Origin of the sequence: Kaistia geumhonensis (assembly GCF_030815145.1) — a bacterium.
GTDB lineage: Bacteria > Pseudomonadota > Alphaproteobacteria > Rhizobiales > Kaistiaceae > Kaistia > Kaistia geumhonensis.
This window is the reverse complement of record NZ_JAUSWJ010000001.1, coordinates 3,649,938-3,662,811: the sequence shown is the minus strand read 5'-3', so window position 1 is coordinate 3,662,811 and position 12,874 is coordinate 3,649,938. Positions and strand designations below refer to the sequence as shown.

The 12,874-nt window shown below is 67.1% G+C and carries 10 protein-coding genes; 2 read left to right on the top strand and 8 right to left on the bottom strand.

What is annotated here, in order from left to right; all coding sequences use genetic code 11:
* Positions 1 to 151: 151 nt before the first annotated feature.
* Positions 152 to 1,564, bottom strand: a complete 1,413-nt coding sequence (locus QO015_RS17260; protein ID WP_266283270.1) for a UdgX family uracil-DNA binding protein — start codon at positions 1,562 to 1,564, stop codon at positions 152 to 154.
* Entirely contained in the window at positions 1,561 to 2,775 is a 1,215-nt protein-coding gene (locus tag QO015_RS17255) for a putative DNA modification/repair radical SAM protein (protein ID WP_266282705.1), read from the bottom strand. The genes QO015_RS17260 and QO015_RS17255 overlap by 4 nt, the downstream gene beginning before the upstream one ends.
* A 289-nt stretch (positions 2,776 to 3,064) precedes the next feature.
* Between QO015_RS17255 and QO015_RS17250 the strand changes: the two genes are divergently transcribed.
* Positions 3,065 to 4,666 (top strand): serine hydrolase, encoded by a 1,602-nt coding sequence (locus QO015_RS17250; RefSeq protein ID WP_266282706.1) that lies wholly within the window; start codon positions 3,065 to 3,067, stop codon positions 4,664 to 4,666.
* Positions 4,667 to 4,832: 166 nt separating this feature from the next.
* Here QO015_RS17250 and QO015_RS17245 read toward each other — a convergent pair whose 3' ends face one another.
* From QO015_RS17245 to QO015_RS17225, 5 genes are all read right to left on the bottom strand, one after another.
* Positions 4,833 to 5,792, bottom strand: coding sequence for a nucleoside hydrolase (locus QO015_RS17245; protein WP_266282720.1), 960 nt, complete (start codon positions 5,790 to 5,792; stop codon positions 4,833 to 4,835).
* An 81-nt stretch (positions 5,793 to 5,873) separates the two neighbouring features.
* Entirely contained in the window at positions 5,874 to 6,788 is a 915-nt protein-coding gene (locus QO015_RS17240; protein ID WP_266282722.1) for an ABC transporter permease, read from the bottom strand.
* A complete protein-coding gene (locus tag QO015_RS17235; RefSeq protein WP_266282724.1) occupies positions 6,785 to 7,876 on the bottom strand; it encodes an ABC transporter permease in 1,092 nt (363 codons plus the stop codon). Before QO015_RS17235 ends, QO015_RS17240 begins: the two co-directional genes overlap by 4 nt.
* Entirely contained in the window at positions 7,873 to 9,399 is a 1,527-nt protein-coding gene (locus tag QO015_RS17230) for an ABC transporter ATP-binding protein (RefSeq protein ID WP_266282726.1), read from the bottom strand. Before QO015_RS17230 ends, QO015_RS17235 begins: the two co-directional genes overlap by 4 nt.
* 8 nt (positions 9,400 to 9,407) lie before the next feature.
* Positions 9,408 to 10,529 carry a BMP family ABC transporter substrate-binding protein gene (locus tag QO015_RS17225; RefSeq protein WP_266282728.1) on the bottom strand — a complete coding sequence of 374 codons (1,122 nt, stop codon included), beginning with the start codon at positions 10,527 to 10,529 and terminating at the stop codon, positions 9,408 to 9,410.
* 270 nt (positions 10,530 to 10,799) lie between these two features.
* Here QO015_RS17225 and QO015_RS17220 point away from each other — a divergent pair, with 270 nt between their 5' ends.
* Positions 10,800 to 11,801 carry a LacI family DNA-binding transcriptional regulator gene (locus QO015_RS17220; RefSeq protein ID WP_266282730.1) on the top strand — a complete coding sequence of 334 codons (1,002 nt, stop codon included), beginning with the start codon at positions 10,800 to 10,802 and terminating at the stop codon, positions 11,799 to 11,801.
* A 44-nt stretch (positions 11,802 to 11,845) separates the two neighbouring features.
* Here QO015_RS17220 and QO015_RS17215 read toward each other — a convergent pair whose 3' ends face one another.
* Entirely contained in the window at positions 11,846 to 12,697 is an 852-nt protein-coding gene (locus QO015_RS17215) for an isopenicillin N synthase family dioxygenase (RefSeq protein ID WP_266282732.1), read from the bottom strand.
* Positions 12,698 to 12,874: the final 177 nt, after the last annotated feature.

Here is a 12,874-nt window from a genome sequence, read left to right as displayed (position 1 = left end):
CTCGGCGCGCGCGATGCCGTTCGGTTCGTTCAGGATTTCGGCCGCCTGCATCGGATCGGCGCTGAAATGGCGAAAGCCTTGCCTCAGCTCGCGGCAACTATCTTGGGGCCGTTGGGCCCCGCACGTCTCGATTTCCTCTGCCTATGCACCCTCACCGCTCTACCTCCGCCGACAGCGCCCTCACGGCGCTGAGGTCGTCGAGGAATTGGGCGTAGGCGGCTTCTTTGGCGGAGGGGTCGGGGATGCGCAGCAGGTAGGACGGGTGGACGGTGATAAAGCCCTTGTGGCCGCCGAGCTCGTGAGGACCGCGCATCCTGGTCACTGGCAACGCCTTTCCCGTCAGCGCGAGGACGGCGGTCGCGCCGAGCGCCACCACCAGCTTCGGCTCGACGAAAGCAAGCTCGCGCATCAGCCACCAGCGATAGTGCTTCACCTCGCCGGCCGTCGGGGACTGGTGCAGCCGCCGCTTGCCGCGCTGCTCGTACTTGAAATGTTTCACCGCATTGGTGACATAGACCCTGGAGCGAGCGATGCCGACCTCACGCATCGCACGATCGAGCATCACGCCGGCCGGCCCCACGAACGGCCGCCCCTCGATATCCTCCTGATCGCCCGGTTGCTCGCCGACAAAAGCGATGTCGGCCCCGATCGGCCCCTCGCCGAGCACGGCGCGCGTCCCGCCCTTTACCATTGGTTCGGAAGCTGCGATCAGGCTGTTGAGCGCCTCGAGCGTCTTGGGGTCCTGGTCCGACATGGCTGCCACCGCCTTTTCCGGATTGCGCTTGGCGGAGGGCACGGCCGCGCGCTCCGTCATCTCCCCAACGCGTGAGGCGGCCGATCGGACGAGGCCCGGGATGAGGTTCGCCTCCGGCAGGTTGCGCCAATAGCGCTTCGGCATCTCCGCTCGCATCAACGCCGGATTGACCCGGGCCGGGTTGAAGGCGCTTTCGTAGTAGCCGCGCCAGCTTTCCTCGATAATGTCCCCGCCCGCCGCATCGCGCCGATCCGCCGCCGGGCCGATCGCCAGCGCGACGGTGTCCCAATGCAGCGAGCCCACGGGGGTCAGGATCGACCAGCGCATGCCGCGGAAGCGATCGACGAAGAAAGGCGCGGCGAGCGCGAGAACAAAGTGATCGGGCTCGAACCAGGCGACGAAATGCTCCCCGCCATCGGCCGGGACGGCGCGGAAGCGGACGAAGGCATGCATCTTGTGCACATCGCGCCGGATCGTCTTCGCCATCATCGCCAGGCGATGGACGAGAGGATCGCTCGCGAGTGTGAGCAAGTCGCGCTCTCCGTGCAGCACCCGCCAGATGAGCGCATAGAGGAGCGCATACCGCTCGGGATCGCGATGACAGACGACGAGACCGACGAGATCGGCGACCGCGCGCGGAAGCGCCAACCGCGGCGCCTCGGGTACCTGTCCCTCGCCAAACAGGGCCGGAATGCCGCCTGTGGTCCATACGATGTCTTCAGGCGGCACCTGCCCGGCGAAGAGGGCCCGGGCGGCGCGCCGGAACCCGTCGAGATCGGCGCCCTCCTGAAGCTCGACGCGCCGCTTCATTCGAAGAGGTTCAACTGCCGCGCCGGCGGCGTCAGCCGGTCGCGGAGATCCGCCCGGTCGATCAGTCGGGCGGGATGATGGTCGGCCGTCACCAGGAATACCCTGGCGCGGCGGAGGCCGCCGCTGAGCCGCGCGACGTCCTCCCATCTGAGCCGGGTCTGGCGCCGGCTGGCGATGATCTTATCAACCGCGCGGCTGCCGAGCCCGGGAACGCGCAGGAGCAGTTCGCGATCAGCGCTGTTTACATCGACCGGAAAGCGCTCTCGATGCTTGAGGGCGTAAGCCAGCTTCGGGTCGATGCGCAGATCCAGCATACCCCCCTCGCCGCCGGCCGCGATCTCCTCGACTGTGAAGCCGTAGAAACGGAGCAGCCAGTCGGCCTGGTAGAGGCGGTTCTCGCGACGAAGCGGCGGTGCCTTGACCGGCAGATTCGGGCTCGCTTCGGGAATCGGGCTGAAGGCGGAATAATAGACGCGCTTCAATCGGTATTCCGAATAGAGCGTGGCGCTGGTGCGCAGGACCGCCTCGTCGGTGGTCTCGTCGGCGCCGACGATCATCTGCGTGCTCTGGCCGGCCGGCGCAAAGGAGCGCCGCTCCTCGCGCGCCTCGGCGATGCGCTCGCTCATCTGGCCCATGGCCGAGCTGATCGAGCGGCTGTCCTTCTCGGGAGCCAGCCTCTTCAAGCTCACATCGGATGCGAGTTCGATGTTTACGGACATCCGGTCGGCAAAAAGGCCGGCCTGTTCCAGAAGCCAGGGGCTCGCTTCAGGGATGGCCTTCAGATGAATATAACCGGCGAAGCCATGGTCGCGACGCAGCTTCCTCGCCACCAGCATCATCTGCTCCATCGTATAGTCGGGCGAGCGTATGATACCGGAGGACAGGAAAAGCCCCTCGATATAGTTGCGCTTGTAGAAGCCGAGCGTCAGATCGACGACTTCGTCGACGCTGAACCGCGCCCGCCGCACATTCGACGAGCGGCGGTTGATGCAGTACGCGCAGTCGAACAGGCAGTAATTGGTGAGCAGGATCTTGAGGAGCGACACACAGCGTCCGTCCGGCGTGTAGGAATGACAAATGCCGCTGCCTGTCGTCGAGCCGATACCGCCGGGCTTCGCGATCCGCTTCTCCGCCCCCGACGAAGCGCAGGAGGCGTCGTATTTCGCTGCATCGGCGAGGATGCGGAGCTTGTCGAGGCTGCTCTGTGCCATCGGCCCACCTTTCTATGTTCATGTTTTGTTCTAACAGCCTCGCGCGTCGGTTTGGAGTCACTTGTGAACAGAGAGACGACAAGCTTTCGGTCGGGTGCCACCGGCATGGGACACCATCGTCTAAGCACGGCTGATTGCCGGCGCGTGTATCCGGAGCGTCTGACCTGATGGCCGAGTCTTGTCGGCGCAGGCGTATTTCGCGCTAGAGTTCCGATCGCGACATGTCGTCGAATGCACCGATAGACCGGTACGGGCGCTTCGCATGATGACCACCGGGGGAGGACCTGACATGATGAATGACCGCGCCCCAGGTTCGGACGGATTTGCGTCGCGCGCCATCGATCGGACGCTGAAAGCGTCCCTCGTAGCGCTCGCCCTTCTCGCAAGCCCGGTGCTCGCTGCTGCGGTTCTTGCCGATGTGCTGCCGCCGCAGATATCGGCCGTTCCCATTCCCGACGGACAGATCGATAAGGCGGTCGCCGGCCTCGACGCGATTGCTCAGTCGATCATGAGCCGCACCGGCATTCCGGGTCTGGCCATCGCCGTCGTCCATGACGGGCGAACCGTCTACGCCAGAGGCTTCGGCGTGCGCAAGGTCGGCGACCCGGCTCCCGTCGATGCCGACACGGTCTTCCAGATCGCCTCGCTGTCGAAGTCGCTCGCCGGCAGCGTGGTCGCCCACGCGGTCGGACGTGGCGTCGTCGCATGGGACACGCCGGTCGTCACCCACCTGCCCTGGTTTGCGCTGAAGGATCCATGGGTGACGCAGCATGTCACGATCGCCGATCTCTTCAGCCACCGCTCGGGTCTGCCGGATCATGCCGGCGACGATCTGGAGGATATCGGCTTTGATCGGCGAGCCGTCCTCGAGCGTCTGCGCCTGTTGCCGCTCGACGGCTTTCGCGACACCTATGCCTACACGAATTTCGGACTGACGGCGGCCGCTGAATCGGTTGCCGCCGCGGCGGGGAAGCCATGGGAGGATCTCGCCGAGACCGCCCTCTACGAACCTCTCGGCATGACCTCGACGAGCTCCCGTTTCGCCGATTTCGAGAAGCGGCCGGATCGCGCCTTCGGCCACGTGAAGGTGGGCGACGTCTACCAGCCGAAATACCAGCGACAACCGGATGAGCAATCGCCTGCCGGCGGCGTCAGTTCGTCGGTGAACGATCTGGCGCGCTGGATGGCGATGATCCTTCAGAAAGGCGAGTTCGGCGGCCGGCGGATCATTCCCGAGGACGCGCTGCTTCCCGCGATTACGGCTGAAATGATCTCGTCGCCGTCCTACGCCGTCGACGCGCGGCCAGGCTTCTATGGTTACGGTTTCGGAGTGGGGATCACGCCGGCCGGCCGGACGCTGATCAGCCATTCGGGCGCCTTCGCGCGCGGAGCCGGCACCTATTATGCCATGCTGCCCTCGGCCGATGTCGGCATTGTCATCCTGACCAACGCGGCATCGACCGGCGCGGCCGAGGCCATCGGCGCATCGTTCATGGATCTCGTCCAGTTCGGCGACATCACGACGGACTGGTTCGCCCTGTACGGGCCGCGTCTCGGCGCGCTCTCGAAGCCGGTGGGCGATCTCGTCGGAAAGCAGCCACCGGAACATCCGACCGCGGCCGCGGCACTCTCGAGCTATGTCGGCGTCTATGCCAATCCCTATTTCGGCGAGGCGACGATCACGGAGGTCGGCGATCGTCTCGAGCTCTCGATCGGTCCAGCGCGCCAGACCTACCCGCTGCGCCATCGGGACGGCGGGACGTTCGCGATCAGCCCTTCCAGCGAAAACGAGCCGGACGGCTCGCTCTCGTCGGTCGCCTTCGGGCCGGCGGGCGAAATGAGGATCGGCTATCTCGGCGGGAACGGCTTCGGCCTGTTCATCCGGCGCTGACGGACTCGGGGTCCGCGGACCGGGAGGATATGACGGTCGCCGAGAGACCCCTTCTCACCTCGCCCGGGGGTGCCGGGGACGACGCGCTGCGCTTGCTCGATGCCCGAATTGCAGCTTCCGAAAGCAGAAGAGGCCGGCCGGGATCACCGGCCGGTTGCCGCCGTCCTCAGGCTGCGGTGATCGTGTCGCGGTAGAGCGACAGCAGCCGGGCCGTATCGACGTCGATGCAGACGGCGTGCGAGGGGCGGTCGTCCCAGGGCCCGGGCGGGAAATTGTACTCGTCCGGCTTCAGCATGGTCTGGCCGGTCGCGATCCCATCGGTGACGACGCGGATCGATCCGCGCCGCGTCGTGAAGAGCGACGGATCGATGAGATAGGCGACGGCGGAGGAATCGTGGACGAACATGTCCGCGACGCCTGCCGCGTGATGGAACGCCACGTAGAAGCGCGTGATGTCCCAGATGAACCGCCCCGCCTCGCCGCCATCCCGCGCGAGCGCACGAAGATAGTCGGTCGTCATCTGGGTGCGCTGCGTGACGTCCAGCCCGACCACGGTGATCCGCCAGATGCCGCCGAACACCTCGTCGGCGGCGAGCGGATCCCCATGGATATTGGCCTCGGCCACCGGCGTCACATTGCCGTGGAAGCCGTTATGGCCGAAGGCGCCACCCATGATGACGATCTCGCGGACGAGGCCGGCGATCGCAGGGTCCTCGCGAAGCGCCAGGGCGAGATTGGTCATCCGCCCGACCGCGACGATGGTGATTTCGCCCGGATGGGCACGGACCGTGTCGATGATGAAGCGATGTGCCGGCCGCGGGTCGGCTTTCCGGCGGAGAGTTGCCGGCAGCGGGATGTCGCCGAGGCCGTTCGCGCCGTGGACGAAGTCCGTCGGCGGCGGCGCCGGCCCGACCAGGGGCGCCGCCGGGCCGCTGGCGACCGGTGCGTCGATGCCGAAGCGCTCCGTCAGGTAGAGCGCGTTCCAGGTCGTCGTATCGATCCGGCCGTTGCCGAAAGTGGTCGTGACGCCGACGATTTCCACCTGCGGTGCGCGATGCAGGAAGAGGAGCGCCATGGCATCGTCGACGCCGGGGTCCGTGTCGAAGATGACCTTGATCGTTTCCATCAGCGAAGCGTCCTTTCTGTCCGCCGCGGCCGGGGCCCGGCGATGCGTATGAATCTTGGGTAAGGTGGGGATCGCGGCGGGTCAGGCTCGCGCGAGAAGGCGCTGGCGGCGCCTTGCATAGACGACGAGCGCGACAACCGGCACGACATAGGGCACGGTCTGCATCAGTTCGCTCGGTAGCCCCCTGCCCTGCAGCGCGACGGCGATGGCCTCGGCCGCACCGAGAAGCAGCGAGGCGAACATCGTTCCCGAGGCCCCGCCATGCCCCATGACCTCGGCGGCCAGCGCGATGAACCCGCGACCTGCGCTCATGTCCTGCGAGAACCAGCTGACATAGCCCATGGAGAGGAAGGCGCCGCCCGTTCCGGCGAAAGCCCCGGACACGATCAGCGCCATGACCTGAACCCGAACGACGTTGATTCCCGCGATGGCCGCCGATTCCGGGCTCTCGCCCACGGCGCGAAGGCGAAGGCCGAGGGGCGTGCGCGTCAGGAAGATGCCCACCCCCGGAACCGCCAGGAAGGCGGCATAGGTGAGGACGTGATGGCCGGACAGAAGCGTGCCGAGAACGGGTACGTCGGCGATCCAAGGAATGGCGACATTCGGCAGGACCTTGCTCGCCAGCGAGCCCGACATGCCCTTGTCGCCGGTCATCAGGAAGAGGAGCAACGTGGTCCCCGCCGCAGCGGCGATGTTGAGGGCGATGCCGGAGAGGATGAGGTCGGACTTGAGAATCTGCACGGCGGCGGCGAGCACGGCGCCTAGCAGGCCGCCGGCAACGATGGCCGCGAGGAGGCCCGCCGTCGCGCTGCCGGTGGCCGCGCTCGCGACGACGCCCGCGAAGGCGCCCGACAGCATCATGCCCTCGACGCCGATATTGAGGACGCCGGCGCGGTCGGAGATCAGCACCCCGAGCGCGGCGAGGAGGATCGGAGTCGTGACGCGGAGGACCGCCGGGACGAAGTCGACGAGGCCCATGAGATCGAGCTCGGTCATGCGGGGCTCCGTTCGGCGGCCTTCGGCTCGCCCGTCTTGGTCGCAGCATTGCTGCGTCCCTGGATGAAGCGCATGAGGCGTGGATTGCGCATGATCGCCGAAGAGGTGACGACCAGCAGCACCAGCGCCTGGATGAGGCCGACGGCTTCGCTCGGCACGTCGAAATTGCGCGCGATGAGGTCGCCGCCTACCTGGAGGTAGGAGAGGAACAGCGCCGCGGGGATGATCAGGATCGGGTTGTCGCGGGCGAGGATGGCCGCCACCACGCCCGTCCAGCCATTGCCGGGCAGCGATTGCCACGAGAAGCGCTGATAGATCCCGAGCATCTCGATGCCGCCGGCGCCGGCCGCGATCAGGCCGCCGATCAGCTGCGCGCGCAGCGTGATCCAGCGGATGGGCAGGCCGAGATGCGCTGCGAAGCCGGGATTGAGGCCGACGATCCGCGATTCGAAGCCGCCGCGCGTCATGAAGAGATAGACGGCCCCGATCAGGCAGGCGGCCACGGCGACAATCGTGCCGAGATGAATGCGCGTTCCGCCGACGAGGCGCGGCAGTCGCGCGTCCACCGGGATCTTGTAGGAGACCATGGCCCCGGCCGCCGGATCGCGCAGGAAATAGTTGACGATGAAGAGCCCCAGGAAGAGCGCCGCGAAGTTCAGCATCAGCGAGGAAACGAGTTCCGAAGCCTCGTAGCGCGCCTTGAGATAGCCGGGCACCGCGCAGATGCTGGAGCCGACGACGGCGCCGACGAGGAGGCCGACCGGCGCCATCGCCCAGCCGGGCAGCGGCACGACCAGCACCGTCGCCACCGTCGCGAGGCCGCCAAGGAAGAAGGCGCCCTCGACGCCGAGATTGAACATGCCGGCTCGGAACATGATCGCCACGGCGAGGCCGCACATCATGGCCGGCGTCGCCATCTCGACGATGTTGCCGGTATGGCGCGGATTGCGGAACGGGCCGAGCACGAACATGTCGAGCACCGCGAGCGGATCCGGCAGGCGCATCGCGATCGGCACCAGCACGACGCCGACGACGAGCACGAGCAGGAGGGCGGTGAGGACGAGGGAAGCGAAGGCGGAGCGGATCATGCCGCAGCCTCCAGTCCGAGCATAGAGGGGCCGAGCCGCTCCGGCGTCAGGTCGGGGCCGTTCACCATGCGGGCGACGATCCTGCCGGCATGGAGCACGACGATCCGGTCCGAAAGCTTCAGCAGTTCGTCCAGATCGGCGGTGATGAGGAGGATGGCGCAGCCTCTTCCGGCGAGTTCCGACAGCCGCTCGTGCAGGAATGCCGCGGCGGCGACATCGATGCCGCGTGTCGGCTGGTCGGCGATCAGGAAGCGCGGCTCCGTCGCGAACTCACGCGCCGCGATCAGCTTCTGCGCGTTGCCGCCGGATAGCGCCGAGAGCGGCGCCCTCGGTCCCGGCGCGCGGACATTGTACTGCTCGATCATCTCGGCGGTCCGCGCCTCCATCGCATGACGCTTCAGAAAGGGGCCCGCTGAAAAGGCTGCGAGGCGGTGCGCGCCGGCCATGGCGTTCTCGACCAGCGACATCCGCTTCGATCCGCCGTCATGGAACCGGTCGGCCGGAAGATGGGCAAGCCCGCGCCGGCGCAGCGCCGCGGTCCCAAGGCCGGCGATCGGAAAGCCGTGATAGGCGATCGCGCCGCCGCTCGGCTGCAGACGGCCGGTCAACAGCGAGACGAGGCCGCGCTGGCCGCTGCCGTCGACGCCGGCGACGCCGAGGATCTCGCCGGCATGGATGGCGAGTTCGATGCCGTGCAGGCGGTCGGCCGCGTCGCGGGCGGCAAGGGAGACGCCGGCGAGCGTGACGGTGGCGGCGCCCGCCGCGCGGCCGCCGCGCTTCGGTTCCGGCCGCGCCGCCTGGCCCATCACGAGGCGGGCGATCGCATCGTCACCGATCGCGGCGAGCGGGTCGTCGCCGGCAAGCCGGCCGGCCCTGAGCACGGTGACATGGCTCGCGAGCGCCCGCACCTCGCGCAGCTTGTGCGAAATGAACAGGATGGTGAGCCCGGCCGCGCGGAGGTCGCGCAGCCGCTCGAAAAGCTCGTCCGTCTCGGGCGGCGTCAGGACAGCGGTCGGCTCGTCGAGGATCAGCACGCGCACGTCGCGCGACAGCGCCTTGAGGATCTCGACCTTCTGCTGCGCGGCGACCGAAAGCGTGCGGACGACGGCGTCGGGATCGACGTTGAGATTGTAGCGTTGCGCGAGATCGACGACCCGCTGGCGCGCGCCCGCCCGGTCGATGAAGGCGCCGCGGCGCGGCTCCTGGCCGAGCACGATGTTCTCGGTGACGGTCAGCGAGGGCACCAGCGAGAAATGCTGGTGCACCATGCCGATGCCCCTGGCGGCGGCGATGCGGGGCGACGTGATCGCCGCCACCTCGCCGTCGATCATCACGGTGCCCGCCGAAGGCTGCTCGAGCCCGAACAGGATCTTCATGAGGGTCGACTTGCCCGCCCCGTTCTCGCCGCAGATGGCGTGGATCACGCCAGCCGCGATCGAGAACGAAACCGCGTCGAGCGCGAGTGTGCCGTTGCCATAGGTCTTCGAAACGCCTGCGAAGGCGACGACGGGCGGGCTGGTCATTGCGAGGCTCAGGGACGGACGCTGTCGCGCAGCGTGTTCAGCGTGTCGGTGTCGAGACCGAAGCCGGACGTCACCTTGATCGAGCCGTCGATGATGCCGGCCTTCGCGGTCGCAATCTGCTCCTTCAGCGCCGGAGAGGCGAGCTTCGCCATATTTCCGGTCTCGACCAGACCGACCGCATCCTCGGCGAGGCCGAGCGCCTCGACCTTGCCCACCGGCAGCTTGCCTTCGACATAGAGGTCATAGGCCCGCAGCATGGCGACATCGACCTTCTTGACCATCGAGCTTGCCACCCAGGCGGCCATGGCCGGATCACTGTCCTTGAAGATCGCCTCCTGGTCGGAATTGACGCCGAGCGCCCACTTGCCGACTTCCTTCGCGGCCGCGAGTTGGCCGAGGCCGGTCTGGCCGGCGACGTTGAAGCCGATCGCCGTCCCGGACCGGTACTGCGCCAGTGCGAGTTCCTTGCCCTTGGCCGCATCGTCGAAGGTGCCGGCATAGGAGATCGCGACCTTGATATCCGGATTGACCGAACGCGCGCCCTCGATATAGCCGGTCAGGAAGTCGTTGATGCCGGGAATGTCCATGCCGCCGAGAAAGCCGATCGACGTGCCCTGGTCGGCGGGAATGGTGCCGTCGTTCAGGAGGCCCGCCGCGAGGATTCCCGCGAGGTAGGAGCCTTCGTTCTGCTTGAACGAGACGGCGTAGATATTGCCGAGATCACCCTGCTCGAAGGGTACCACGGCGTCGATCACGGCATAGGTCTTGTCCGGATGGTTCGGCGCGACCTCGGCGAGGATGTCCGAGATTTCGTAGGTGCACGCGAAGATCAGGTCCCAGTCCTGTTCGGACACGTCCTCGAAGGCCGGCTGCCACTTGGTCTGGTCGGTGCCCATCTCGAGGATCTTCGTCTCGACGGCATCGCCATATTTGGCCTTGATCGCCTCGATTCCGGCGGCGCCGAGATCGAAATAGGACTTGTCGCCGAGCGTGCCGTTGACGAGGAAGATGACCTTCTTCGGCTTGTCCGCGGCGGCGGCGGGGCCGCTCGCGACCGCGAGGCCGACGGTGGCGATGCTGGCGACGCCGAGGAGGAGGGTCGCGAGACCCCGGCGGGTGATGGTCGACATGGCTGTGACTGTTCCCTGAATCACTGGTTGCTGATCGCTCTGGATGGACGCGCCGTTTGGCCAGGCCCTTTCGGGGGGCGAGAACGTCGACGCTGTTTTCGTTGGCTGGTTAAACGTTTTCCATTACCTTAGTCGGCGCCGCTCCGGCGTCAAGACCGTTTGATGGGCGGAGCGTGATGTGGAATGAGGCGGCGATCGGCCCTCGGGATCGGCGCGGGCGCTGGACAGGCGCCGCCGCGCCTGCAAGATCGCGGCAGGGAGCAGGACGGTATGGCGACGATCAAGGACGTCGCGGCGCTGGCGAACGTATCGATCGCCACGGTGTCGCATTACCTCAACAAGACCAAGGCCGTCAGCACCCCGACGGCCGAGCGGATCGGCAAGGCGATCGCGGCGCTCGACTATCGCAAGGACAGTCTCGCGGCCTGGTTCAAGACGGCCGAGGTTCCCGTCATCTTTCTCGCCACGCCGCACGCCGACACATCCTTCTTCGACGACCTTTCGGCCGCGATCGAGAAGGGATTTGCCGATCGCGATCTGAACGTGCTGCGGGTGCAGCTCGCGACGCTCGAGCGCATGCGCCAGGGCGGGCCGCTCGCGTCGTTCCTGCAGCGCGCCGCCGGGGTTGTCGTGCTCGGCCACTCGGACGAGTGGATCGCCGACGAGGCCGGACTTGCCGCCCGGATGCCGAGCGTGCTGCTGAACTGGGACAGGCCGGGCGAATTCCGCAAGCAGGGCGTCGTCGAGCATCTCGAACGCGGGGCCGAGATGGCGCTGACCTATCTCGCCGAACGCGGCCATCGCGATATCGGCCTGATGACGGGACCGATGCTCCAGCGCGCGCAGGGCCTGCTGGCAGGAACCCGCCAGACGGCGGCCCGTCTCGGCCTCAACATCGATCCGCGCTGGACCGTCGAGACCAGCTATGCGTTCGGCGACGCGCGCGACAAGGCGCTGGCGATGCTCGAACGGCAGCCGCGGCCGACCGCGATGTTCACCTTCGGCACGCAGTTCAGCTTCGGCGTCCTGCAGGCGGCGTATCAGCTCGGCATCGACGTTCCGGGCGAATTGTCGGTGCTGAGCTACATCGAATGCAAGCAGGCGGAGTTCTGCGCGCCGCGCATGACGACGGTCTCCCCGTCGATCCCCCAGGTGGCGGCCCATGTCGTCGACCGCATCCTCGCGCTGATGGCCGGACGCAAGGTGCCGCTCGTGACCTCGCTCGGCGTGGAACTCATCGAGCGAGACAGCGTGCGCACGCTGGAGTCCTGACAGGCCGCCTGGAGCCTCGGATACCTGTCAGCGCTCCCCCGCCCTCAGCGCCCACGGATTTCCCGCAGCCTTTCGTCGAGATAGGCGCCGGCCGTGTAGCGCGCGGAGAGCACAACATCGGCGCGCGGCTGCAGGAAGAGCGGAATCGAGACACGCGAGCGTCGTGCGCCTTCCCCCGCGGGGTTCACCACGCGATGAGTCGTGGATGTGTAGTAGCCGCCGGACGCTTCCTGCAGCATGTCGCCGACATTGATGACAAGCGAGCCGAAGTCGGACGGCACATCGGCCCATTCGCCCTTCTTCGTCAGGAGTTGCAGGCCGCGCTCGTTGGAAGCCGGCAGAACCGTCAGCAGATTGATGTCCTCGTGCGCCGCGGCGCGGACCGCGCCCGGCTCCTCCTCGCCGGTGAGCGGGGGATAGCGCAGCACCCTCAGCAGCGTATCCGGGCTGCCTTCGATCATGCGCGCCAGCGGCATCGAGAAGCGGTCCCGGACGTCGGGCGGCGTATTGGCCTCGACCCAGGACAGAAGTTCCCCGGCGAGCGCACTCGCCAGATCGTAATAACGGCGCGCAGCGTCGGACAGTTCGGCCGGATAGCGTCCCCACGGGAAGATATGGAAGAACTCCTTCAGATCGCGCTTTGAATTGCCCTTGGCGATTTCGGACACGGAGGGCGAGAAGAAGCCGTCATGGCTGCCGGCCCCCGACGCATAGGCATGCTTCGCATCGCTGTCGAAGAAGGCGAGCCATTCGGCGTAGATCTCCTCGACCAGCGCCTGCGGAATCGGATGATCGCGGATCACGCCGAAGCCCGTGCGGCGGAGCGAATCCGCGAAAAGCGCCGGCGCCGCCGGATCCAGATAGGAAACGGCGGCCACGCCGCTCGCTGCACTCATTTCATCCCTGGCCAAGCTCGAGCCCTCCGATGGTAATCGTTTCACCTCCGGCATGCGGCAGCATTTTCGGACGATTTGCAAGGGGGCAGAGGACGAGCCGAGGGGTCTTGCGGGCCGATCCCGGCGCGAAGGCCCACGAGTCACCTTGTGGCGGTCCCGCGTCGGCGCGCTGGCTTC

Bases quoted from the DNA above. Each gene is read 5' to 3' on its own strand.
- QO015_RS17220 (WP_266282730.1), top strand. From the start codon at position 10,800: ATGGCGACGATCAAGGACGTCGCGGCGCTGGCGAACGTATCGATCGCC.
- QO015_RS17230 (WP_266282726.1), bottom strand. From the start codon at position 9,399: ATGACCAGCCCGCCCGTCGTCGCCTTCGCAGGCGTTTCGAAGACCTAT.
- QO015_RS17235 (WP_266282724.1), bottom strand. From the start codon at position 7,876: ATGATCCGCTCCGCCTTCGCTTCCCTCGTCCTCACCGCCCTCCTGCTC.
- QO015_RS17240 (WP_266282722.1), bottom strand. From the start codon at position 6,788: ATGACCGAGCTCGATCTCATGGGCCTCGTCGACTTCGTCCCGGCGGTC.
- QO015_RS17215 (WP_266282732.1), bottom strand. From the start codon at position 12,697: ATGAGTGCAGCGAGCGGCGTGGCCGCCGTTTCCTATCTGGATCCGGCG.
- QO015_RS17245 (WP_266282720.1), bottom strand. From the start codon at position 5,792: ATGGAAACGATCAAGGTCATCTTCGACACGGACCCCGGCGTCGACGAT.
- QO015_RS17225 (WP_266282728.1), bottom strand. From the start codon at position 10,529: ATGTCGACCATCACCCGCCGGGGTCTCGCGACCCTCCTCCTCGGCGTC.
- QO015_RS17260 (WP_266283270.1), bottom strand. From the start codon at position 1,564: ATGAAGCGGCGCGTCGAGCTTCAGGAGGGCGCCGATCTCGACGGGTTC.
- QO015_RS17255 (WP_266282705.1), bottom strand. From the start codon at position 2,775: ATGGCACAGAGCAGCCTCGACAAGCTCCGCATCCTCGCCGATGCAGCG.
- QO015_RS17250 (WP_266282706.1), top strand. From the start codon at position 3,065: ATGATGAATGACCGCGCCCCAGGTTCGGACGGATTTGCGTCGCGCGCC.